Source organism: Actinocrinis sp. (assembly GCF_035938995.1).
Taxonomy (GTDB): domain Bacteria; phylum Actinomycetota; class Actinomycetes; order Streptomycetales; family Catenulisporaceae; genus DASZGI01.
Genome location: NZ_DASZGI010000304.1, coordinates 1 through 20,273 on the forward strand (window position 1 = coordinate 1; position 20,273 = coordinate 20,273).

Annotated in this window: 18 protein-coding genes and 1 pseudogene; 6 read left to right on the top strand and 13 right to left on the bottom strand. The window is 71.2% G+C overall.

Annotation, left to right across the window (positions count from 1 at the left end; translation table 11 throughout):
• Positions 1 to 125: 125 nt before the first annotated feature.
• Positions 126 to 2,339: a terpene synthase family protein gene (locus tag VGZ32_RS21150; RefSeq protein WP_326887863.1), complete on the bottom strand. Its 2,214-nt coding sequence runs from the start codon at positions 2,337 to 2,339 to the stop codon at positions 126 to 128.
• A 230-nt stretch (positions 2,340 to 2,569) separates the two neighbouring features.
• Between VGZ32_RS21150 and VGZ32_RS21155 the strand changes: the two genes are divergently transcribed.
• The gene (locus tag VGZ32_RS21155) at positions 2,570 to 3,331 is read left to right on the top strand and encodes a hypothetical protein (RefSeq protein ID WP_326887864.1); all 762 of its coding nucleotides are present in this window, start codon (positions 2,570 to 2,572) and stop codon (positions 3,329 to 3,331) included.
• Positions 3,332 to 3,343: 12 nt separating this feature from the next.
• Here VGZ32_RS21155 and VGZ32_RS21160 read toward each other — a convergent pair whose 3' ends face one another.
• Together VGZ32_RS21160 and VGZ32_RS21165 are read right to left on the bottom strand one after the other, a co-directional pair.
• The gene (locus VGZ32_RS21160) at positions 3,344 to 4,720 is read right to left on the bottom strand and encodes a carbohydrate binding domain-containing protein (protein WP_326887865.1); all 1,377 of its coding nucleotides are present in this window, start codon (positions 4,718 to 4,720) and stop codon (positions 3,344 to 3,346) included.
• A 192-nt stretch (positions 4,721 to 4,912) separates the two neighbouring features.
• A complete protein-coding gene (locus tag VGZ32_RS21165; RefSeq protein ID WP_326887866.1) occupies positions 4,913 to 5,053 on the bottom strand; it encodes a hypothetical protein in 141 nt (46 codons plus the stop codon).
• Positions 5,054 to 5,083: 30 nt separating this feature from the next.
• Between VGZ32_RS21165 and VGZ32_RS28845 the strand changes: the two are divergent.
• A pseudogene (locus tag VGZ32_RS28845) lies at positions 5,084 to 5,414 on the top strand (transposase); the annotation flags it as partial.
• A 227-nt stretch (positions 5,415 to 5,641) separates the two neighbouring features.
• A complete protein-coding gene (locus tag VGZ32_RS21170) occupies positions 5,642 to 6,172 on the top strand; it encodes a hypothetical protein (RefSeq protein ID WP_326887867.1) in 531 nt (176 codons plus the stop codon).
• A 66-nt stretch (positions 6,173 to 6,238) separates the two neighbouring features.
• Here the strand turns inward: VGZ32_RS21170 and VGZ32_RS21175 are convergent, their stop codons facing one another.
• From VGZ32_RS21175 to VGZ32_RS21195, 5 genes are all read right to left on the bottom strand, one after another.
• On the bottom strand, positions 6,239 to 7,651 hold the full coding sequence (locus VGZ32_RS21175) for a GDSL-type esterase/lipase family protein (RefSeq protein ID WP_326887868.1): 1,413 nt from the start codon (positions 7,649 to 7,651) through the stop codon (positions 6,239 to 6,241).
• Positions 7,652 to 7,779: 128 nt separating this feature from the next.
• Positions 7,780 to 8,604, bottom strand: coding sequence for an ABC transporter permease (locus VGZ32_RS21180; protein WP_326887869.1), 825 nt, complete (start codon positions 8,602 to 8,604; stop codon positions 7,780 to 7,782).
• Positions 8,564 to 9,511 (bottom strand): ABC transporter ATP-binding protein, encoded by a 948-nt coding sequence (locus VGZ32_RS21185; RefSeq protein ID WP_326887870.1) that lies wholly within the window; start codon positions 9,509 to 9,511, stop codon positions 8,564 to 8,566. Before VGZ32_RS21185 ends, VGZ32_RS21180 begins: the two co-directional genes overlap by 41 nt.
• Positions 9,508 to 10,059, bottom strand: a complete 552-nt coding sequence (locus VGZ32_RS21190; RefSeq protein WP_326887871.1) for a MarR family winged helix-turn-helix transcriptional regulator — start codon at positions 10,057 to 10,059, stop codon at positions 9,508 to 9,510. The genes VGZ32_RS21185 and VGZ32_RS21190 overlap by 4 nt, the downstream gene beginning before the upstream one ends.
• Positions 10,060 to 10,466: 407 nt before the next feature.
• Positions 10,467 to 11,429, bottom strand: coding sequence for a helix-turn-helix transcriptional regulator (locus tag VGZ32_RS21195; protein WP_326887872.1), 963 nt, complete (start codon positions 11,427 to 11,429; stop codon positions 10,467 to 10,469).
• Positions 11,430 to 11,484: 55 nt separating this feature from the next.
• Between VGZ32_RS21195 and VGZ32_RS21200 the strand changes: the two genes are divergently transcribed.
• The 3 genes from VGZ32_RS21200 (at position 11,485) to VGZ32_RS21210 (ending at position 15,211) form a co-directional block, all read left to right on the top strand.
• Positions 11,485 to 12,255 carry a GNAT family N-acetyltransferase gene (locus VGZ32_RS21200; RefSeq protein WP_326887873.1) on the top strand — a complete coding sequence of 257 codons (771 nt, stop codon included), beginning with the start codon at positions 11,485 to 11,487 and terminating at the stop codon, positions 12,253 to 12,255.
• Between the two features lie 293 nt (positions 12,256 to 12,548).
• Positions 12,549 to 13,892, top strand: a complete 1,344-nt coding sequence (locus VGZ32_RS21205) for a ricin-type beta-trefoil lectin domain protein (protein ID WP_326887875.1) — start codon at positions 12,549 to 12,551, stop codon at positions 13,890 to 13,892.
• 104 nt (positions 13,893 to 13,996) lie between these two features.
• Positions 13,997 to 15,211: a cytochrome P450 gene (locus tag VGZ32_RS21210; protein ID WP_326887876.1), complete on the top strand. Its 1,215-nt coding sequence runs from the start codon at positions 13,997 to 13,999 to the stop codon at positions 15,209 to 15,211.
• Positions 15,212 to 15,268: 57 nt separating this feature from the next.
• On the opposite strand, the gene VGZ32_RS21215 is transcribed toward VGZ32_RS21210, so the two are convergent.
• From VGZ32_RS21215 to VGZ32_RS21235, 5 genes are all read right to left on the bottom strand, one after another.
• Entirely contained in the window at positions 15,269 to 15,472 is a 204-nt protein-coding gene (locus tag VGZ32_RS21215; RefSeq protein WP_326887877.1) for a hypothetical protein, read from the bottom strand.
• Between the two features lie 114 nt (positions 15,473 to 15,586).
• Positions 15,587 to 16,207 carry a TetR/AcrR family transcriptional regulator gene (locus VGZ32_RS21220; protein ID WP_349263698.1) on the bottom strand — a complete coding sequence of 207 codons (621 nt, stop codon included), beginning with the start codon at positions 16,205 to 16,207 and terminating at the stop codon, positions 15,587 to 15,589.
• A complete protein-coding gene (locus tag VGZ32_RS21225; RefSeq protein ID WP_326887881.1) occupies positions 16,195 to 16,953 on the bottom strand; it encodes an enoyl-CoA hydratase family protein in 759 nt (252 codons plus the stop codon). The genes VGZ32_RS21220 and VGZ32_RS21225 overlap by 13 nt, the downstream gene beginning before the upstream one ends.
• Positions 16,954 to 17,039: 86 nt before the next feature.
• A complete protein-coding gene (locus tag VGZ32_RS21230; RefSeq protein WP_326887882.1) occupies positions 17,040 to 18,224 on the bottom strand; it encodes an acyl-CoA dehydrogenase in 1,185 nt (394 codons plus the stop codon).
• Positions 18,221 to 20,269: an acetyl/propionyl/methylcrotonyl-CoA carboxylase subunit alpha gene (locus VGZ32_RS21235; RefSeq protein WP_326887884.1), complete on the bottom strand. Its 2,049-nt coding sequence runs from the start codon at positions 20,267 to 20,269 to the stop codon at positions 18,221 to 18,223. Before VGZ32_RS21235 ends, VGZ32_RS21230 begins: the two co-directional genes overlap by 4 nt.
• Positions 20,270 to 20,273 lie beyond the last annotated feature (4 nt).

Genomic DNA, 20,273 nt, shown 5'->3' on the forward strand with positions numbered 1-20,273 from the left:
GTGCGCGCCCGATCGTGTGGGTCCGATCGGGCGCGCACGAGTCCATCGGTGCAGGCAGGTCTCGGGTCAGAGGCGTCGGACGCCGGATGCGTGAGCCGTCAGACGCGTCAGACGTCAGGGGGTCTTCAGTGCTGCGTCGCGATCAGGTCGTCCACGTGGCTCGCGCCGGTGCCGATCCCGGTGGGGCCCTCGATCGCCACCGCCTGCGCCCTGGTCGGCCGGAAGCGCCGGTAGAGGTCGGGCTCCTTGTACCGGCCGACCGCGCGGTGCCAGTTGAGGATCGCCGCGATCCAGTCCTGCAGCTCGCGGGCCCGCCGGTCGAGCACCGCCCGGACCGGCGGCTCGACCGCCCGGTCCGCGTAGAAGGCGGGCAGCTCGTAGGCGATGACGTGCTGGAACTGCTCCAGTCGGGCCGCCATCAGGTCCGCCACGAGCTCGACGGCGCGCTCCCGCCCGCAGCGGAGGAAGTTGTCGACGACCAGGACGATGTTGTGTCTCTCGCCCTCGAACTGGATCTCCTTCTGGAAAGAGAACAGGTCGTTGAGCATGCAGCAGTAGTCGGCGGCGGTGTTCTCCAGGTCCTGCACGACACGCGAGCGGTAGAGCTCGGGCGGGACCAGCTCGCCGTGCTTGATCCGGGCCAGTTCCATCGTCAGCGGCGCGCCGAAGGTGTCGCGGCGCATCTCGACGTAGTCGACCGGGTCCGGGATGCGTCCGACGATCTCGTTGGACACCTCCCAGATCCAGGCTTCGACCATGCCCTCGACGGTCGTGCGGAGTCTGCGCTTGTGCGCGGTGGCCATGGTCGCGGTCGCGCGCTGCCACAGCTCCGCCAGGCCCGTCTCCATCGGGTTCGCGGGGGCCGGCAGTTCGCCGAGTTCGGACTCGTCGATCGGCATCAGGCGGGAGAGGCGCTGCGCCTGGGCGATCGCGCCGGGCAGGTCCTTGCCGCGGGAGAACACGGCCGGGTAGTAGTCGTCGGCGTAGGTGCCCCAGGTCAGCCACAGGGAGCCGAGGTTGAGCTCCGCGGCGGGCCCGTCCGGGTCGAGACCGGCCGCGCACAGGGCGAAGTCGAAGGTCTCCAAGTCGCGTTTGCTCCACAGCGCGCCGCCAGGCGTCTGGTACGTGGACGTCGGAGCCACCATGCCCGTGCTGCGCGCCCACACGCGTATCGCCTCGCGCGCGCCCTGCAGGTTCGGGTTCAGGCGCAGCGGGAACGGCACGCTGAGCGTGGGCAGCGGGAGCGGACCGGTCTCCTCATGTGGGATGTGCGAGTGCTGCCGCACTCTGCCGAGCCCAGCCGTCACGGTGCCGAGGCCGGTCGGGCCGCCGAGCGGGCGGCGCGCCTCCTGATTCATGTAGCGGCTCGAGCGCATGTGCCACTCGTGTCCGCCGGACTGCCAGTCCTGCAGACCCTTCGCGTACGCGGTCACTGCCGCCGCCTGCGCCGGATCGGCGCCGGTCAGCGCGAGCAGTTCGGGCACCTCGGTCAGCGCGGTGTGCTCGAACTGCTGGAGCCGGGAGGTGAGCAGCTCGTTGACGGTGTCGGCGGCGCGCTGGGTCGAGTAGCCGAGGAAGCGCTCGAAGACCAGCACGCTGTTGCTCAGCTCCCCCTCCTCCTCGACCTCGCGCTGGTAGGAGAACAGGTCGTTGCGCAGGTGCACGGCGTCGGCGAAGGTCTCCTTCAGCACGCGGATCGGCCGGGTGGCGGCGAGGTTGTCGGGCACCTCCATCCCGTTCGCGTGCTCGACGATGTCGGCCGACCAGGGCGCGCCGCCGACCTTGCGGCGCATCTCGATGTACTCGATCGGGTTGGCGACCTGCCCGGTGGTGATGTGGGACAGCTCCCAGAGCGATTCCTCGAGCAGGTTCTGGGTGCTGCGGGCGAAGCGGCGGCGCCACCCCGTGGACATGCGGGGCACGGTGCGCGTCCAAAGATCGGCGAGACCGCGCTCGACCGGATTGGTCGGTTCCGGCATCAGGCCGCATTCGACCGGCATGAAGGCGGGGAGGCGGTCGAGGTAGGCCTTCGCGCCCGCCTTGTCCTGCGGCCGCTTGTAGAGCTCGAGGAAGTGATCGTCGAAGTAGAACACCCATACGTACCAGTCCGTCACCAGGTCCAGCTCCGGACCGTCGCAGTCGGGATGGGTGTAGGCGCACATCAGGCCGTAGTCGTGCTTGCCGAGATCGCTTTCGTCCCAGATGTGCCGGCCGCCCTGTGGCTCGAAGAAGCCCATCTCGTCGGCCCACTCACGGCTGTGCTCGCGGGCGCGGTCCACGTTCGGGTTGAGGCGCGCTGGGTACGGCATGTAGAAATCGGGCAACACGAAAGGTTGCATGACGGCACGCCCCTCCTGATCACCTGAGCGGTGCGGCAGTCGGCGCGTCGCGCGCCGTCCCCACCCGAGACAACGACACCAAACCCAGACCCCGAAGTCATGTGCGCGGTCACCGAATCACCCGTGAGAGTTAATCGGAAGCCTGGGAGCGCGTTGAAGCGCATCACCGGGATAGGTGCATAGTGCGGCCTGGAAGATTTCGCCGACCAGGGGAAGCGGAGGCGCGAGCGATGACCGGTGCGGAGATACCTCAGGACGCGGCCAGTCCGGAGACTCCTGAGACGGACCCCGAGTCGGATGCGGCCCTGATCGGTGCGCTGGCGGAGACCGAGAGCGAACCGGTGCGCCGTGCGCTGCTGACCCGGATGATGGACAGCGGCAAGCGGGCCGGCGGCATGGTCACCGGGCGTGGCGTGTGGTCCCTCGAGGCCCTGACCAACCGCATCGTGCGGCTGGCGCCCGAGCTGACCGTGAACAGCGGGGCGGCGCTGAGGAAGCGTTATCCCGGGCGCGGTCCGGACCAGATCGCGGACGAGCTGATCGCGCGGGCGGCGCGGGCCGCCGCTGCGGTGGGCGCGGCGACCGGCGCGGCCGCCTTCCTGCCGATCCCGTTCGCCTGGCCGGTCGAGCTGGCCACCGAGTCGGTCGTGGTGATCGGCATCGAGATCAAGCTGGTCGCCGAACTGCACGAGGTGTACGACACGCCGGTCGGCGGCGCGCCGCGCGAGCGGGCGCTGGCCTACGTCGGCGCCTGGGCCCAGCAGCGCGGCGCCGTCGCGCCCGCCGACGCCACGATCGCGGCCGGCTCGGTCGCGGCCAAACGGCTGCGCCGCCGGATCGCGCTGCGCACCGGCCGCGACCTGGTCTCGCTCGGGCCGCTACTGAGCGGCGCGGCGCTGGGGGCGGCGATGAACCACCACGAGACGCGGCGGCTGGGCCGGCGGATGAAGCGGGACCTGCGGCGGCGCGTGGTGATCGAGCCGCCGCAGTGAGCCGCGGACGCGTCAGGAGCTGAGCGACACGTCGTCGACGTCGACGACGGATTGGCCGTACCAGCCGTGCACCCAGACGGTGACGGATGTCGTGCTCGCCCCGGTGGTGATGGACGTGCTCAGCTGGGTCCAGCCGGAGGCCCCGGGCGTCCAGGTGCTCGAGGCTGTGCCGCCGGGGACGTTCGCGCCCAGGTACGCGTAGTTCCCCTGCACCCACACGGTCAGCTTGTATGTCGTGTTCGGCTGGACCGCGACGCTCTGCGAGCACTGGGCGTCGTCGGATGAGGTCGGGGTGAGCTGGAGTGCGTGCGAGCCGGAGTGGGTCGGCGACGAGACGACGGCGCCGGTCCCGGAGTCACACGTCCACGGGCTGAGCGCGCCGGTCTCGAACCCGGAGTTGGCCACCAGGTTGCCGGTGGCCGGAGGGGTGGAGCTGGCGCTGGCGCTGGCCGACGGGGACGCAGGCACGGACGGCGATGCCGACGGAGAGGCGCTGGCGCTCACACTCGCGCTCGCACTGGGATTCGCGCTCGGGCTCGAGGGCGTCGTGGATCCGTACGGGTTGGCGATGATCGTGATCGTGCGCGACTGCACGCCCCAGCCGTTCGCCTGCGACCCGGGCAGCCACACGTCCACGGTGTGGTTCTGGATCCAGGTGCCGATGTCGCCGGCGTAGCAGGTCCCGTATCCGGGGACGGTGAAGTACGTGCCCCAGGGGATCACGCGCGGGTCGACGGCGCAGACGCCGAGTTGGGAGTTGTACCCGGACGCGGTCAGACCGCCGTCGTTGTAGGAGGTCACCGTCATGTTGATGGTGCTGCCGACCGGGGTCTGCCAGGGCACGACCGCGCCGCTCGACGAGAGCTGATACGGCACGGAGAGCTGGCCCATCGCCGCGTCCGAGCCGCTCTGGTCGGCCAGGGCGACCACGGTGTAGAAGGCGTTCTGGCAGGGGGCGGTGTCAGTGGCCGTGAGGGCGGGCTGCCCCCAGTCGGTGATCCAGGCCACTGACTGGCCGTTGCGCCAGACGCGGTAGGCCTGAGCGCCCGGGACCCGGTTGAAGGTGATGGTCACCTGGCTGCCGGACAGCGAGCCGGTGATGCCGGAGGGGGCGGGCAGGCGGCCGGTCAGATTCACCGGGGACGCGGTCTGCTGCGGGGGCACCCACGGCGTGGTGGTGCGCGCGGGCGGCGTCACGTTGGTCCAGAACGGACAGGTGGGCAGGCTGCTCGTGCCGACGGCGCTGGCGCTCTGGGCGAGAAAGGGTGCTGCCACGGCAAGTGCGGCGAGCAGTACGGCGCTCCCGGCGCCGACGACGCGCACTTTGCGTGTGCGGGTTCGAAGCGTGAGTGTTTCGCGGAAACTGCGCAGGACGGTTCGGAGAGACATCCGGCCCGTTCCTCCTTGCCGTCGGCGTGGTTGGACGGACGGGTCGCGCGGGGCGACCCGATCCGCCGGCGCCGTGGCGGAGTGCGTCTCACTATGGTTCAGCCCGATTCGGCGCGTCAACGCACGTCGGAGGGTTGATGGCCCCGATTGGTCAAGGGAGACATAAGGCAGCGATATGGGTGCTCGGGACCGTCAGAGCGGCAGGCCGCGCTCGAGGTGTTCGAGGGCTGAGTCGAGCAGGGCGATGTAGCCCACGTAGTCGGATTCCGGGTGGTCTCCGGCGCGCAGCGCGAGCGCGATCAGCACCCACCACCTGCGGTCGCCCATCTTCATGAGAGATGCCCCCTATCGCTAGCTCTTCCTAATCGCTGGACGTGGTTGATCCTCGCCGCGCACACCCAGTTGCGCCTGGCCCGCCACCTGACCGAGGACTTGCGCCGCCCCTGGGAGCGGCCCGCCGCTCCGGGCCGGCTGACCCCGGCCCGGGTACGCCGCGGGTTTCGGAACCTGCGCGAAGACCGGCTCGCCAGCCGGTGCACCGAAACCCACCTACCCCGGCCCCGGACGCCCAAAGGGCTCGAAGAACCGCCGTCCGGCACCCCGCCACGACGTGGGACGGATCCTCGCCACCGGCGAGGCCTACGAGCGTCCCGCCCACCACAAGAAAGGCACCAAACCGCGCCGCGCCACTTAAACGACAAGTTGAGAGTTACACGTTTTTTGGCACAGGCGACACGACGTGCCCGGACGAGATCGGGGCCGCCGATCTGCCGGACACGCGATCCCCCGTTGATCGCCTGTGCCGGGATCAGCCTGGCCTGACGCGGGCCGCAGCGGTACCTGAGAGGTCTTAGGGTGCCGTTCGCGCAGGGCGAACGAGAATTTGCTTCCGTAAAGCTGTAATCATGTAATCATCGAGGCATGGCTACTCAGGACGAGGTCACCGAGACCATCCGCGGCTGGTTCACCGGCCGCCTCCCCCAGGATCTGTTCGACGGGCCGCCCGAGGTGACGGTCGACCGCGAGGAGATCACCATCGTCGGCCGCATCCCCGAACCCGAGACGGCGGACGACGCCTCCGAGGCCGAGCGCGCCGCCGCCCGCGAAGGCCGGATCAAAGAGTTCCGCGAGCGCACCCGGGAGTCGCGCATACGTGTCGCCTCCGAGGCTGAGCACAAGTTCCGACGCAAGGTGTCGTGGTGGGTGCGCTGCGGCGAGACCACGCAGCCGTTCACCACGCTCGCGGTGCCGATGATGACCCGGCTGCGCCAGCGCGACCGCCAGGTGCTCGACACCCTGGTCGACGCCGGGGTGGCGCGCAGCCGCGCCGACGCGCTGGCCTGGTGCGTGCGGCAGGTCGGCGAGCGGGCCGAGTCGTGGATGGCGGAGCTGCGCGACGCGATGCGCACCGTCGAGCGGATCCGCGACGCCGGCCCCGATCTCGACGGCTGACCCCCCGCCCCAGCGAACTTCCCCGCGGTCCGCTTCCCAACGCCCGCCCCGCCCCGCTTCCAGCTCCTAGCTCTTCGCCGTCTCCCCCGCCGCGTTCACCGAGGTGTCCTGCTTCGCCAGCGCCTGCTGGTCAGCCAGCGCGATCGCCAACTCGCCGGCGGCGGTCGGGTGCAGCGGGGCGCTGTCGTGCAGGCCCTGCACATAGGGCTGCGACGTGCACAGTTCGTGGCCGTCGAAGCGGGGCTGGACCGGGGTGAAGCCGAAGGTCTGGGCGCCGTCCTTGAGCACCGTGTTCAGGGTTCCCAGCCGCGACAGCAGGACACTGACCTTCGCCTCCGTGAAGCCAGCCTGGGTCAAGCAGCTCACGTCGCTGCCGAACGGGGCGAAGTACTCGTTGATCAGCACTTGGGGATGCTGCGGCAGGGCGGCCAGGTCGTGCAGCAGTTCGTAGTAGTCCCTCGTGAATCCGGCCAGGTTGGACTGGAAGTACGCGGTCGAGGCCTGGTCGTCACAGGTCGCGGCGAGTGCGCAGAGCACTGCCATGCTGTGCCACTGCAGGTCGTTGGCGCCGATGCTGACCGCGACGACCGTGGCCCGGTCTGCCTGCTCCAGAAGGCTGAACTGCGGCGGCGCGACCTGGTTGCCGATGTACTGCACGCCGAGGATGCCCTCGGACGCGGTGGCTCCGCTGCACGCCAGGTTGAGCACGTTCCAGCCGTTGACCGCCGCCAGATCCGCAGCGTAGGAGTCGGCGCTGCGGCCGCAGGCGGTGTCCAGCGCGCTGGGCTTGTCGACCAGCGGGTTGCCGAGCCCCGCCGCGGTCGAGTCGCCGATCACCACGGCCTGCACGCCCGGCCGGACGTCGCCGGCCGGGCGCGGCGCGGCGCCCGGCCGGCTCGATCCGACCAAGTCGTCCAGGGACTTGACCTGGCGCAGGGTGCCCGGGGTGCCGGCGGCGAAGGCCACCACGGCGACCACGTTGGCCACGATCGCGACCAGCGTGCCGATGCCCACGACCCGCACCATCTTCGGGCGCGGGTAGTGGCGCGCACCGGCGAGCGCGAGCAGCAACAGCACCGCGAACCCGGCGGTGATCACGGTCTGCCAGACGAAGTAGTGCCGCCAGCCGGAGACCAGCGCGGAGCTGAGGCCGCCGGCCGCCGCGCGCTTGTCGGAGCTCTGGACGAACTGGGTCAGCTGGTCGTCGATGGTGATGCGGGTCAGCTCGAGCCGGGGGCGGATCAGGCCGCTGAACTGCTGCCGGGTCGCCATGGCCTGGCCGAACAGGTCCAGCTCGCCGGGGCCGGAAAGGCTCAGACCAGGGCGGGCGGCGCCGACCGCGACGGTCTGGCCCGCCGTGGACACCGACTGCGCCGGGGTGACGATGAGGGCCAGCCATGAGGCGATCCCGGCCACGAGGAGGAACGCCAGGGCGAATCCCCCGATGATGCGTGCCCGCAGCACGAGCGTGCGTTTCACCGGCGCGCCTCCCGAGTGTGCATCCGTGCCATACCGCCACGGATGGAACATCATCTCACGGAGGGCGCGCGAGTCGGACTATTCCCGAGGATCGTGACAATCCATGCGGATCCGCGTCGCCATGGCGGTCACCGCGCCAGCCGCGGCAGCAGGGCGGACGCGGCGGTGATCGACAGCACGGTCGCCCCGAACAGCACGGCGAAGTCGAGCGGCAGGTGCCCGCCGGTTCCGATCAGGAGGCTGCGCAGGCCGTCCACCTCGTAGGTCAGCGGATTGACCCGGGTGATCGGCTGGAGCCAGCCGGGCATCACCGAGATCGGGTAGAGCGCCGTGGAGGAGAAGAACAGCGGCATGGTGATGGCCTGGCCGATGCCCATCAGCCGGTCGCGGCTCAGCACGATGCCGGCGATCGACATCGACAGGCAGGAGAAGAACCCGGAGCCGAGCACCACGAGCACCGCGACGCCGAGCAGTTTGAGCGGGTTGGCGGTCATGCCCACGCCGAGGATCGCCGCGAAGACCAGCACCACCAGCGCCTGGATCAGTGCCTTGACCCCGGCGGCGAAGGCCTTGCCGGTGATCAGGGCGGCGCGCGGGGTGGGCGTCACCAGGAGTTTGGTGAGCACGCCGGCGTCCCGCTCCCAGATGATCTGGATGCCGTAGAAGATGGCGATGAACATGGCCGACTGCGCGATGATGCCCGGGGCCAGGTAGTCCAGGTAAGGGACCTTGCCGGTGGGGATCGCGCGGATGCGAGTGAAGGTCTCGCCGTATACGGCCAGCCAGAGCACCGGCTGGATCGCACGGGTATAGATCTCGGTGCGGTCGTGCCGGATCTTCTGCAGCTCGACGACGCACAGCGTGAAAATGCGGGACGGCAGCACGCGCCAGCCGGTGCGCAGCGCGACCGGCTCAGCGAAGCCGAGCCGCTGTTCGACGGGTGCTACGGACATCGCGGAATCCCTCCCTGGTCGGTTCGTCGAGCGTGTCGCCGGTGTAGTGGCGGAAGACGTCCTCGAGCGTCGCGCCGGGCGAGCCGAGCGAGGCCTTGAGCTCGGCCGGGGTGCCGGTGGCCCGGATCTTGGCGCGGTGCATCAGCGAGATGAGATCGCAGTACTGGTCGGCCTCGTCCATGTAGTGGGTGGTGACGAAGACCGTCATGCCGGTAGCGGCCCGCACCTCGCCGATGCGCTCCCACACCGAGGCCCGGGCGATCGGGTCGAGGCCGATCGTGGGCTCGTCGAGGATGAGCAGGCGCGGAGCGGAGACCAGTGCCTGGGCGAGTTCCAGGCGACGGATCATGCCGCCGGAGTAGGTGCCAGCCATCCGGTCCGCGGCGTCGGAAAGGCCCACGGCGTCCAAAGCGGACGCGACGCGGGCGGCCCGGCGTTTGCTGGGCACGTCGAAGAGGCGGGCGAACATGGCGACGTTCTCCCGGCCGGTCAGCGCCGAGTCGGCAGACAACTGCTGCGGCACGTAGCCCAAGAGCCGGCGCACCGCCATCGGGTCGCGCGCGGCGTCGATCCCGAAGACCCGCACCATGCGGGGCGGCACGGGGAGCAGGGTCGTGATGGCACGGATCGCGGTCGTCTTCCCGGCGCCGTTCGGGCCGAGCAGGCCGTAGACGGTGCCCGGTTCGACCAGCAGGTCCACCTCGTCGACGGCCCGGAACTGCTTGAACGCGTAGACCAGGCCCGTGCACTGCAACGCCGGGACCGCGCCGGAGCCCGGATCCGCGTCGACGTTCGCATTCAAGCCCGGATCCGCATCGGCAGCACCGGGGTCTGAACCGCGGGCCTGCGCCGGTGCCGCCACGGGCGGCGGCGCGTTGGTGTCCGCATTGTCCACTGAAGCGCTCATCTTCCCTCCACCTCACTTCCTTGGTTCGCAAAGCCGTCCTCGCCCGAATCGTCGCCCGGGAGGGCCGTGGAGCTCATCAGGCGGTCTGCGATCCGGCGCAGCGCGGGCAGGGCCGCAGCGACGGCCGCCGCGTCGTCCGACGAGAGCCCGCCAATCAGTTCGGCGAACAACGCGGTACGCCGATCCGACCAGCGCGCCAGCCGGTCGAGCCCGGCGGGCGAAGCGCTGAGGTGGGCGGCGCGCCGGTCGACGGGGTCTGTCGAGCGGATCAGGTAGCCGCGCGCGGAGAGCTGGTTGACCAGCGCCGAGACCGAGTTCCCGGCCAGCCGCAGCTCACGCGCGGCCGCCGACACGCCGATCCCGGGCTGGGAGGCCACCAGCCGCAACAGCTCGACCTGGGCGCCGCTCAGCGGTTCGAGACCCAGCTCGCGCCGAACCCGCCGCCGCGCCGCACGCTGAATCCCGCCGAGCAACGCCGCGAACTCGCCGGCCAACGCCGAAGCGTCAGCCTCGGCGCCGGGTGCCGTGATCTCGGATGTAGCCTTCATGCCTCAAAGGTAACTCCTATACAGAGATAAATAAAGAGGGAAGCTCAGTTATTTGCGGCGAGCGACATCCCAGCCCGATGCGCGAGAGCCATCTCGGCCCGATGGACGTCTCGTAGAGCCGCCTACGGTTGATGTCACGCGATTGCGCCGACCGTGTCAGTGGGCCCACTCTGACAGCTCCCTCGACCCATGGGGCCTGTTAATTGGACACTGCGGAACGGGATTCGGGAGACGGCGGTGGCCATCGCCGTCTCAAGCCCGAGTCAAGGCTCCTCGCACGGCGGAGTCCATATCCGCAGCCGTGGGGATCGCCAGCCGCTGACCCACCCTGGACAGCCCGCTTCATCCGCGGGCCCACCCTCACAGCTCCCTCGATCCCGTGGGCCTGTTAGTGGCGCGGCGCGAGCTCAGTGAGACCGCGCGGCAGCCGCGAGCAGCCGCTGCCCCAACCGCGACGCGGCGTCCTGGATCTCGCGCGACCGCTCGATGCGGAACGGCGCGGGGACGGCCGCCAGCTGTTCGGCGTACCAGGCGGGGTTGCTGGTGCTGCCGACGAGGCGGGTGGTCCCGTCGTCGAGCGGCTCGAGCCTGCCGAGCGCTCGGGGGACGCACGGCGCCAGCTTGTCGATCGGTGCGTCGATGACCACCTCGGCCTCGTACTCCCATCCGACGGCGAGATGGTCCTCGAGCATGCCGACCGGATCGAGGTCGGCCGGCGGGATGAAACTTTCCTCGAGCACCTCCACCGCGCGGACCCGGTCGATTCGGTAAGCGCGCCGGGCGCCGACCTTGTGGGACCAGCACAGCAGGTACCACCGGCCGTGGCGCACCACGACCGCCCACGGGTCCGCATCGCCTTCCCACTGCGAGCCGGACTCGGAGCAGTAGCCGAGCCGCACCCGCCGACGGTCCGAGCACGCCCGCACCAGCGCGGTCGTGGTCTCCGGCGCCGGGCGTGCCGCGCTGCGGTCTGGTGCTGGCGCCGTGGTGCGGCGGACGGCTTCGGCCTGGGCGGCCACCGGTTCCGGAAGCGCCCGCATGATCTTGCCGAGCGCGCTGCCGACCAGGTCCGTGGGGTCGCCCGCGTCGTGATGGCCGTCGAGCACGGCCATGACCAGGCCGAGCGCCTCGGCGGCCGTGAAGACCAGCGGGGGCAGCCGCAGCCCCCGGCCGAGCCGGTACCCGCCGTAGGGCCCGCGGATCGATTCGACCGGGATGCCCGCCTCGCGCAGGATACCGATATAGCGGCGGGCGGCGCGCTCGGTCACGCCGAGCTTGTCGGCGAGCCGGTCGGCGGTGATGCCGGGGCCCGCCTGAAGCAACTCCAGGGCCAGCAGCGCCCGCGCGGTGGGGCTCGTGTCGGGCTTCACACTTCCTCCACGTTCCGGAAGCACATTGACCGGAACAGAGCCTAAGGTGCCGGACATGGCCGAGGACACCACTTTGCGCTCACCCGCTGTCGGCGACCACGTTCGCCGGTCGGGCCGACGCGAATCCGCCGCGACGTCGGCGAACGGGTCGACCGCGCGCAGGACCCCGGTCACGCAGGATTCCCTGCGGATCGTTCCGGCGAACGAGGCCACGTGGCAGGACGTGCAGGACGTCTTCGACGGCGCCGATTCGCGCCGCTGCCAGTGCCAGCGGTTCAAGGTCGTCGGCTGGATCTGGCGCGACTCGACCTGGGAGCAGCGGACCGCGATGCTGCGCGACCAGACCGCCTGCGACATCCCGCTCGCCGCCGAAACCGGCGGCCTGATCGCCTACGTCGAGGACCAGCCTGCGGGCTGGGTGGCGGTCGAGCCGCGCACGGCGTACCCGAAGCTGCGCACGCTGCGCGTGCCGTGGAGCGGGCGGCAGGAGGACAAGGACGACCCGGACGTCTGGGCCGTGACGTGCTTCGTGGTCCGCAAGCGGTATCGGGGCCGCGGCCTGACGTATCCGCTGGCTCGAGCCGCGGTGGACTTCGCCCGGGAGCGCGGAGCCCGGGCGCTGGAGGCCTACCCGATGGTCACCGAACCCGGAAAGGAGATCACCTGGGGCGAACTGCACGTCGGCGCCCGGCAGGTTTTCGAGGAGGCCGGATTCGAGGAAGTCAGCCATCCCAGCGTGCGCAGATTCGTGATGCGGATCGAATTCGGAAAAGCGCCGGCGAGCGCGGAGCATGAGGGTTCTTCGATGGTGGCCGAGACGCGATGACGGCCGTGGATCGGCGCGATTTCGGCAGGCTTTGAAGATCGGGCGTGACGTGGCGATCCCCGTTCCCCCTCAGCATCACCAAAGGTAGGGTTGACGATCCGCGCTACCGCCCACATAATCAGCCCCCGGAAACGTTTCCAACGTTTCATCTCCCGGTTGCCACGGCGCTGTCAACCGAACACGGATCCAGTCCGATTGCGGGCGACTCCCCTCCCCCGCCGCCGGACTCGCCGACCCACTCCCGTCCACGCGTCCCGCACGACGCGGCGGGCGGACCCCATGGAGGTCGCACCTTGTTCGGACTGTTCAGATCGCCCCCGCCCGCCGCGGGCGACGCGCCCCGGCGCCGCCGCCTCCGGCTCCCACTCCTGCTGATCGCCGTGCTGGCACCGATCAGCGCCTTGCTGTTCGGGATCACCTTCGCCACCACCGCCCAGGCCGCACTGCCCGGTCCGCCGTCCGGCTGGACCCAGGTGTTCGCCGACGACTTCAACGGTTCCGCGGGCAGCGGGATCGACGGCCAGTGGATGTACGACACCGGCCAGGGCGTGTGGGGCACCGGCGAGATCGAGAACATGACCAACTCCACCGCCAACGTCCACCTGGACGGCAACGGCAACCTCGACATCACCGCCCTCAACAACGGCGGCTGGACCTCCGGCCGCGTGCAGACCACCTCCGCCAACGTCGGCGCCCCGGCCGGCGGCAAGCTGGAGGTCACCGCCAACATCGACCAGCCCAACGGCGGCCCCGGCTACTGGCCGGCGTTCTGGATGCTCGGTCCCGGCCAATGGCCCGAGAACGGCGAGATCGACATCATGGAGGACGTCAACTCGCTGTCCGAGCTGTCCGGCACCATCCACTGCGGCGTCGACCCCGGCGGTCCCTGCAACGAGCCCAACGGCATCGGCAGCGGGCTGCGCGGCTGCGGCGGCTGCCAGTCCGGCTTCCACACCTACACGATGATCCTCGACCGCACCAACACCTCGGCCGAGTCGATCACCTTCTACCTCGACGGCAACTCCTACTTCACCGTCACCGAGGGGCAGGTCGGCACCTCGACCTGGCAGGCCGCCTTCGACCACAACCTGTCGATCATCCTCGACCTGGCCATCGGCGGCGCCTACCCCAACGGCGTCTGCGGCTGCACCACGCCGACCGGCGCGACCTCGTCCGGCGGCACCATGCAGGTCGACTACGTCGCCGCGTACACCACGAACGGTGGCGGCGGCCCGCCGCCCCCGCCGCCGCCCGGGTCCGGCCAGATCACCAACCGCTACAACGGCCTGTGCCTCGACGTGCGCGGCGCCAACAGCGCCAACTTCACCCCGGTTCAGGTCTACACCTGCAATGGCACCAACGCGCAGCAGTGGTCCGTGGTCCAGGCCGGCAGCACTCTGCACGCCCTAGGTAAGTGCTTGGATATCAACGGCGGCGGCACAGCGAACGGCACAACAGTCGACCTATACGACTGTAATAACACAGGCGCACAGGTCTTCATCCCGCAATCGAACGGCTCGCTCTACAACCCGCAGTCCGGCAAGTGCCTCGACGACACGGGCTATGGCGGCTCCGGCACCCAAGCCCAGATCTGGGCCTGCTCCGGCAACACCAACCAGCAGTGGAACCTCCCCTGATCGAAAGCATGACGCTGCCCCACCGCGTCAGCTGATCATCCGCGCCGGCACCCCTGCTAGCGTGGAGAGATGACCGCAGGACCGGGCGCCGGACGGCGCGCTCCGTGACCACTCCCACGGCGCGCGTCGGCCGGCGCCCGCCTGTTGGCTTTCCGCTCGGCGCCGCTGTCACGCTCGCCGAACTCGAGGGCGATCCGCACCCCGTGTCGGCCCGGCTGCGCGCGCAGGAGCCGGTCTCCTGGCTGCCGGTGCTCGACGGCTGGCTCGTCACCGGCTACGACCTGGCGCTCGACGTGATGCGGGACGCGCGCACGTTCACCGTCGACGACCCGCGTTTCTCCACCGCCCGCGTCATCGGCCCGAGCATGCTCTCGCTCGACGGGCCCGAACACGCCCGCCACCGCGGCCCCTTCGTCGAGCCCTTCTATCCGGCCAAGGTCGAGGAGCGCTTCGCAGCGTTCGTGCAGGAGGAAACCGAGCGCCTGCTCTCCGCTCTGCGCCCGCGCGGCGCGGCCGATCTGCGCGCCGAATTCGCTGGCCCGCTCGCCGTCGCCGTCGTGGCGCGGGCCTTGGGCATCTCGGGCGCCGACGCTGCCACCGTGCTGGCCTGGTACGCAGCGATCGTCGGCGCCGTCTCGGACATCACGGCCGGCCAACCCCCGCGCCCGGCCGCGGCGGCGGCGTTCGCGGAACTCGGGGAGACCGTGCACGCCTCCATCGCACCGCGCGACGGTGACGCGGCCTCGCTTCTCGCGGACGCGGCTGCGCACAGCACCCTTACTCCCAGCGAGATCGTCTCCAATGCGGCGGTGCTGATGTTCGGCGGCATCGAGACCACGGACGCGATGATCGCCAATGTCGTCTACCACCTGCTCCCAGACCCCGAACAGCTCGCCCTCGTGCGCGCCGATCCGGATCTCGCGGGCGACGCCGTCGAGGAGTCGTTGCGCCTGGAACCGGCGGCATCGGTTGTGGACCGGTACGCGACCCGGGACGTGTCGATCGGCGGCGCCGACATCCGCGCCGGAGAGCTGGTACGGGTGTCGCTCGCGGCCGCGAACCGCGATCCGGCGGTCTTCGACGAGCCGGACCGGTTCGATCTGCGCCGCCCGAACTCCCGCAAGCAGTTGGCGTTCGCCCGCGGCCCGCACTTCTGCCCGGGTGCGCACCTGGCACGCATGGAGGCCCGCGATGCTGTCAGCGCACTGATCGCGGGACTGCCGGGTCTGCGCATGGATCCGGCGCAGGGCTTGGCTGACGGGCCGCGAGGGCTGGTCTTCCGCAAGCCGCAGACGCTTCGCGTCGTGTGGGACGCGTGATCCCGAGGGCCGTGACGCTGTCCTCTTATTAAGCTGTCCCCTTACTACGCCGGCTTCTTAGTTCAGCGACCGCGCATCGGGCTTGGGCGCGGACACCGCCTTCGGCGGGCCGGGTCGGGCCGGCATGGTCCGCGGATCGAGCTCGGTCAGCCGCTGCTGCGCACTTTCCAGCAGCGGCACAGGCAGGTCCGGGTCCAGCGACCGGTCCAGCAGCATGACCAGCTCCGCGACGGTCAGCCGGTCGATGTCGATCTCTTCCACGCCCCGTATGACGAGGCAGCGCCCTGCCGGTTACGTCCTCGTCGCCCGTTCGGGGTGCTCGCCGGGTGCACGCACCGGCGCACTCAGGGCACCCTGCGCCGAGCTGACGCCAGCTCAGGTGCGCATCGCGTCGATGATCGCGGACCAGCGCCGCACCACGCGGGCCCGCCGCGCCGAGTCGTCGCTCAGCAGGTTGGCCAGCCCCAGGCCACGGGCCATGTCGAGCGTCGCCTGCACGGTCTCGCGCACCCCTTCGGCGTTCTCGTCGACGCCGAGGAAGCCGACTGCGGCGCGATGGGCTTCCCGCCCGACCTTGTTCTCCAACGCAACCACGCGCTCGCGCAGCGGCTCCTCAGTCGCCGCGGCCACCCAAAGGTGCAGCGCGGCGCGGAAGAGTTGGCCGGTGTAAAGGCGCACGAGCATGTCGACGACGGCCTCGGTGCGCGCTGAGCCGGGCGGCGGCAGCTCCGCCGCGTGCTGGTGCAGGGTCGCGAGCCGTTCCGCGGCGACGTGCTCCACTGCCGCGGTGAACAGATCCTCCCGGGTGGGGAAGTGGTGCTGCGCGGCGCCTCGGGTGACTCCGGCGCGCTCGGCCACCACCGCGACCGTGCTGCCGCTCCATCCGTACTCGGCCAGGCATCCGACGGCGGCTTCGAGCAGCCGTTGCCGGGTGACCCGGCTGCGGTCCTGCTGCGGCGCGCGCGCGACGGTACCGGCCACGGTCAGCGCGCCCAGGACGGCGGCCGCCGCTCGAGGAAGGCGTGCATGCCCTCCTGCGCCTCCACTGAGCCGAACAGCCGCGCGGACAGCTCGGCCATCTCCTCCCCGTCGCGGTCGAACACCCGCAGGACCTCCGCCGTGACCAGCCGCTTGGTCTCGGCCAAGCCCTGCGGCGAGGCCTTGCACAGCGCGTCGAGGTACGGCGCGAGCACTGCGTCGGCGTCGGGGCCGTGGCCGGTCACCAGGCCGATGCGCTCGGCCTCGGGCCCGTCGAAGGTGGCGCCGGTCAGGTACCAGCAGGCCGCCGCGCGGGGATTGAGGCGGGGCAGCAGCGGCAGCGAGATGACGGCCGGTGCGAGGCCGAGCCGTACCTCGGTGAAGGCGAAGGTGGCGGCCGGACCGGCGACGGCGAGGTCGCAGGCGCCGAGTAGTCCGAGGCCGCCGGCGCGCACGTGCCCATCGGCGCGGGCCACGACGGGTTTCGGCAGCTCCACGATGGCGCGCATGAGCTTGACCAGGAGTCGCGGCGCGGAGCCCGGATCGCCCGAGGTCGCCTCGGTCAGGTCGGCGCCCGCGCAGAAGACGGTCCCGGTGTGGCTGAGCACGATGGCCCGCACCTCCGGGTCGGCGGCCGCCCGGGTCAGTCCTTCCTCGAGTTCGGCGACCAGCCGCGAGGACAGCGCGTTGCGGTTGGCGGGCGAGTCGAGGGTGAGCGTGGCCACCGCCTCGGCCACGCCGTATCGGACGAGCGGTTCGGTCATGCGCACGGGCCCCTTTCCGGCTGGGGTGCTGGGTGCGGCCGCGCGGTCACGGCCGGGTTCGAAGAGAGATCATCGCACTCCGGTCTTCAGTACGACCTCGGCAGGCCGAGGGTGTGTTGCGCGACGAAGTTCAGCACCATCTCGCGGCTGACCGGGGCGACGCGCCCGATCCGCACCACGGACAGCAGCGCGGCCAGCCCGTACTCCTGCGTCAGGCCGTTGCCGCCGAGGGTCTGCACGGCTTGGTCGACGGTGCGCACCGCCGCCTCCCCGGCCGCGTACTTGGCCATGTTCGCCGCCTCCCCGGCGGCCATGTCGTCCCCGGCGTCGTAGAGGGTCGCGGCCTTCTGCGTCATCAGCCTGGCAAGCTCGATCTCGATCCGGCACTGGGCCAGCGGGTGCGCCAGGCCCTGGTGCGCGCCGATCGGCACGCCCCAGACGGCGCGGGTCTTGGCGTAGTCGACCGCCTTGTCTAGGGCGTAGCGCGCGATGCCGGTCGCGAACGCGGAGGCCATGATGCGCTCGGGGTTGAGCCCGGCGAACAGTTGCAGCAGCCCGGCGTCCTCGTCGCCGACGAGCGCGTCGGCGGGCAGCCGCACGTCGTCGAAGTAGAGCTCGAACTGGCGCTCCGGGGAGACGATCTCCATCGGGATCGGCCGGTATTCGAACCCTGGCGTCTCGCGCGGGACGATGAACAGGGCGGGTTTGAGCTTGCCGGTGCGGGCGTCCTCGGTGCGCCCGACGACGAGGACCGCGTCGGCCCAGTCGACGGCCGAGATGAACACCTTGCGGCCGTTCAGGATCCAGTCGTCGCCGTCCCGGCGGCCGACGGTGGCCAGGCGGTGCGAGTTCGAACCGGCGTCGGGTTCGGTGATCGCGAAGGCCATGCGCAGGCTGCCGTCGGCGAATCCGGGCAGCCAGCGGTGCTTCTGCGGCTCGGTGCCGAAGCGGGCGATGACGCTGCCGCAGATCGCGGGGGTCACGACGAGCAGCAGCAGCGGGCAGCCGGCCGCGGACAGTTCCTCGAGCACGACGACGAGGTCTGCGACGCCGCCTCCTCCGCCGCCGTACTCCTCGGGCAGGTTCACCCCGAGGTAGCCGAGGCGACCGGCTTCGGCCCACAGGTCGTCGGTGGGCCGCCCGGTGCGCGCGCGCTCCATCATGTAGGCGCCGCCGTAGCGGCGGCCGAGGGCGGCGACCGCGTCGCGCAGCGCGAGGCGCTCCTCGGTGTCGAATATTGCGCGGGGGGCGGCGGTGGGGCGCGCGGTCACGACGTCAGTCCTTTGCTTCCGGTGGTGGCGGCCTCGTCGGTTCCTGCGGAGTCTGCGGACGGCGCGGCGGGATGCGGTTCGACGACGGCGAGCACCGCGCCGACTTCGACCTGTTGGCCGGGGCGTACGCGAAGCTCGGCGAGTACGCCGTCGGTCGGGGAGGCGACCTCGTGCTCCATCTTCATCGCCTCGAGCCAGAGCAGCGGGCGGCCCGCGGCGACCGGATCGCCCTCCCCGAACGCGATGCGCACGACGGTGCCGGGCATCGGGGCGAGCAGCGAGCCGGGCGCGACGTGTTCGGTGGGCTCGGGGAAGCGGCTGATCGGCCGGTAGGCGGCGTGCAGGCCGGGCGTGTCCACCCAGACCGTGTCGGCGGCGGCGTATACGGATACGTCGAACGTACGCCGCACGCCGTCGCTTTCGAGGACGACGCGGTCCGGTGCGCTCGAGATCAGCCGCACGCCCGGCAGTCCCTCGAGTTCGAGTCCGTCGCGGCCGAACCGGTATCTGACCTCGTACTGCGTGCCGTCAGTGGTCTGAAACCGCTTGACCTGCGGCTGCGCGGGGAGGTTGCGCCATCCGGACGGGAGGTCGCGGGGTAACGGTCCGGTCCCCCGGCGCGCGGCGGCGTCGGCGAGCGCGGCGGCGACTGCGCCGAGCGCGGGCAGGCCGTCCTTCGACTCCGTCAGCAGTGCGTCGCGGTGCCGCGCCAGGAAGTCGGTGTCGACCGCGCCGCTCAGGAATTCCGGGTGGCGCAGCGCCCTGACGAGAAGGTCCCGGTTGGTGTCGACGCCGTGGATGCGGGCCCGGGCGAGGGCGTCGGCGAGCCGGCGCGCCGCCGCGGTTCGGGTCGGCGCCCACGCGACGGCCTTGGCCAGCATCGCGTCGTAGTCCGCGCCGACCACCGTCCCGTCGTCGACCCCTGAGTCGATGCGCAGGCCGCTTTCGGCCGGCCCTGTTGCGAAGGTCACCGGCGCAAAGGTCGTCGTCTCGCCGGGGAAGTCGAAGCGATGGATCGTCCCGGTCTGCGGCCGCCAGTCGCGTGCCGGGTCTTCCGCGTAGAGGCGGGCCTCGATGGCATGGCCGCGCGGGGCAGGCGGCTCGCCGGTCAGCGCGGCGCCTTCGGCGATCCGCAGCTGAAGCGCCACGAGGTCGAGTCCTGTCACGCACTCGGTGACCGGGTGCTCGACCTGCAGGCGCGTGTTCATCTCGAGGAAGAAGAAGCGGCCGTCCGCGCCGAGCAGGAACTCCACGGTTCCGGCACCGGCGTAGCCGATCGCCCGCGCCGCCGCGGCCGCGGCCTCGGCCATCCGGCGGCGGGTGTCGTCGGCAAGCCCGGGCGCGGGGCTCTCCTCGATCACCTTCTGGTGGCGGCGCTGGAGCGAACAGTCGCGCTCGCCGAGCGTCCACACCGTGCCGTGCGTGTCGGCCAGCACCTGGACTTCCACGTGCCGACCGGTCTCGAGGTACGGCTCGCAGAACACTTCGTCCGAGCCGAACGCTGACGCCGCCTCGGCACGGGCCGCGGCCAGAGCGGCGGGCAGATCGCTGAGCGCGCGCACGATCCGCATGCCGCGCCCGCCGCCCCCGGCCGCGGCCTTGACCAGCAGCGGCAGGTCGGCGGCGGTCGCGGCGTCCGGGTCGACGGCGCCGAGGACCGGCACCCCCGAGGCTGCCATCAGCGTCTTGGCACGCGTCTTCGAGCCCATATCCGCGATCGCCCGCGGCGGCGGCCCGATCCAGGTCAGCCCGGCGTCCAGGACCCGCTGGGCGAACTCGGCGTTCTCGGAGAGGAATCCGTAGCCGGGGTGGACGGCGTCGGCCCCGGCGTCCAGGGCGGCGCGCACCAGCAGTTCGCCGCGCAGGTAGGTGTCGGCCGCGGCGGAGCCGGGGAGCCTCACCGCGGTGTCGGCCTCGCGCACGTGCGGCGCATCGGCGTCGGCATCGGAGTACACGGCGACGGTCGCGATGCCCAGATCGCGGCACGTACGGAAGACCCGGCGGGCGATCTCGCCGCGGTTACTCACCATCAGGGAGCTGATCATCGTG

Coding starts and splice junctions, on each gene's coding strand:
- VGZ32_RS21150 (WP_326887863.1), bottom strand. CDS start 2,339: ATGCAACCTTTCGTGTTGCCCGATTTCTACATGCCGTACCCAGCGCGC.
- VGZ32_RS21155 (WP_326887864.1), top strand. CDS start 2,570: ATGACCGGTGCGGAGATACCTCAGGACGCGGCCAGTCCGGAGACTCCT.
- VGZ32_RS21160 (WP_326887865.1), bottom strand. CDS start 4,720: ATGTCTCTCCGAACCGTCCTGCGCAGTTTCCGCGAAACACTCACGCTT.
- VGZ32_RS21165 (WP_326887866.1), bottom strand. CDS start 5,053: ATGAAGATGGGCGACCGCAGGTGGTGGGTGCTGATCGCGCTCGCGCTG.
- VGZ32_RS21170 (WP_326887867.1), top strand. CDS start 5,642: ATGGCTACTCAGGACGAGGTCACCGAGACCATCCGCGGCTGGTTCACC.
- VGZ32_RS21180 (WP_326887869.1), bottom strand. CDS start 8,604: ATGTCCGTAGCACCCGTCGAACAGCGGCTCGGCTTCGCTGAGCCGGTC.
- VGZ32_RS21185 (WP_326887870.1), bottom strand. CDS start 9,511: ATGAGCGCTTCAGTGGACAATGCGGACACCAACGCGCCGCCGCCCGTG.
- VGZ32_RS21190 (WP_326887871.1), bottom strand. CDS start 10,059: ATGAAGGCTACATCCGAGATCACGGCACCCGGCGCCGAGGCTGACGCT.
- VGZ32_RS21200 (WP_326887873.1), top strand. CDS start 11,485: ATGGCCGAGGACACCACTTTGCGCTCACCCGCTGTCGGCGACCACGTT.
- VGZ32_RS21225 (WP_326887881.1), bottom strand. CDS start 16,953: ATGACCGAACCGCTCGTCCGATACGGCGTGGCCGAGGCGGTGGCCACG.
- VGZ32_RS21235 (WP_326887884.1), bottom strand. CDS start 20,269: ATGATCAGCTCCCTGATGGTGAGTAACCGCGGCGAGATCGCCCGCCGG.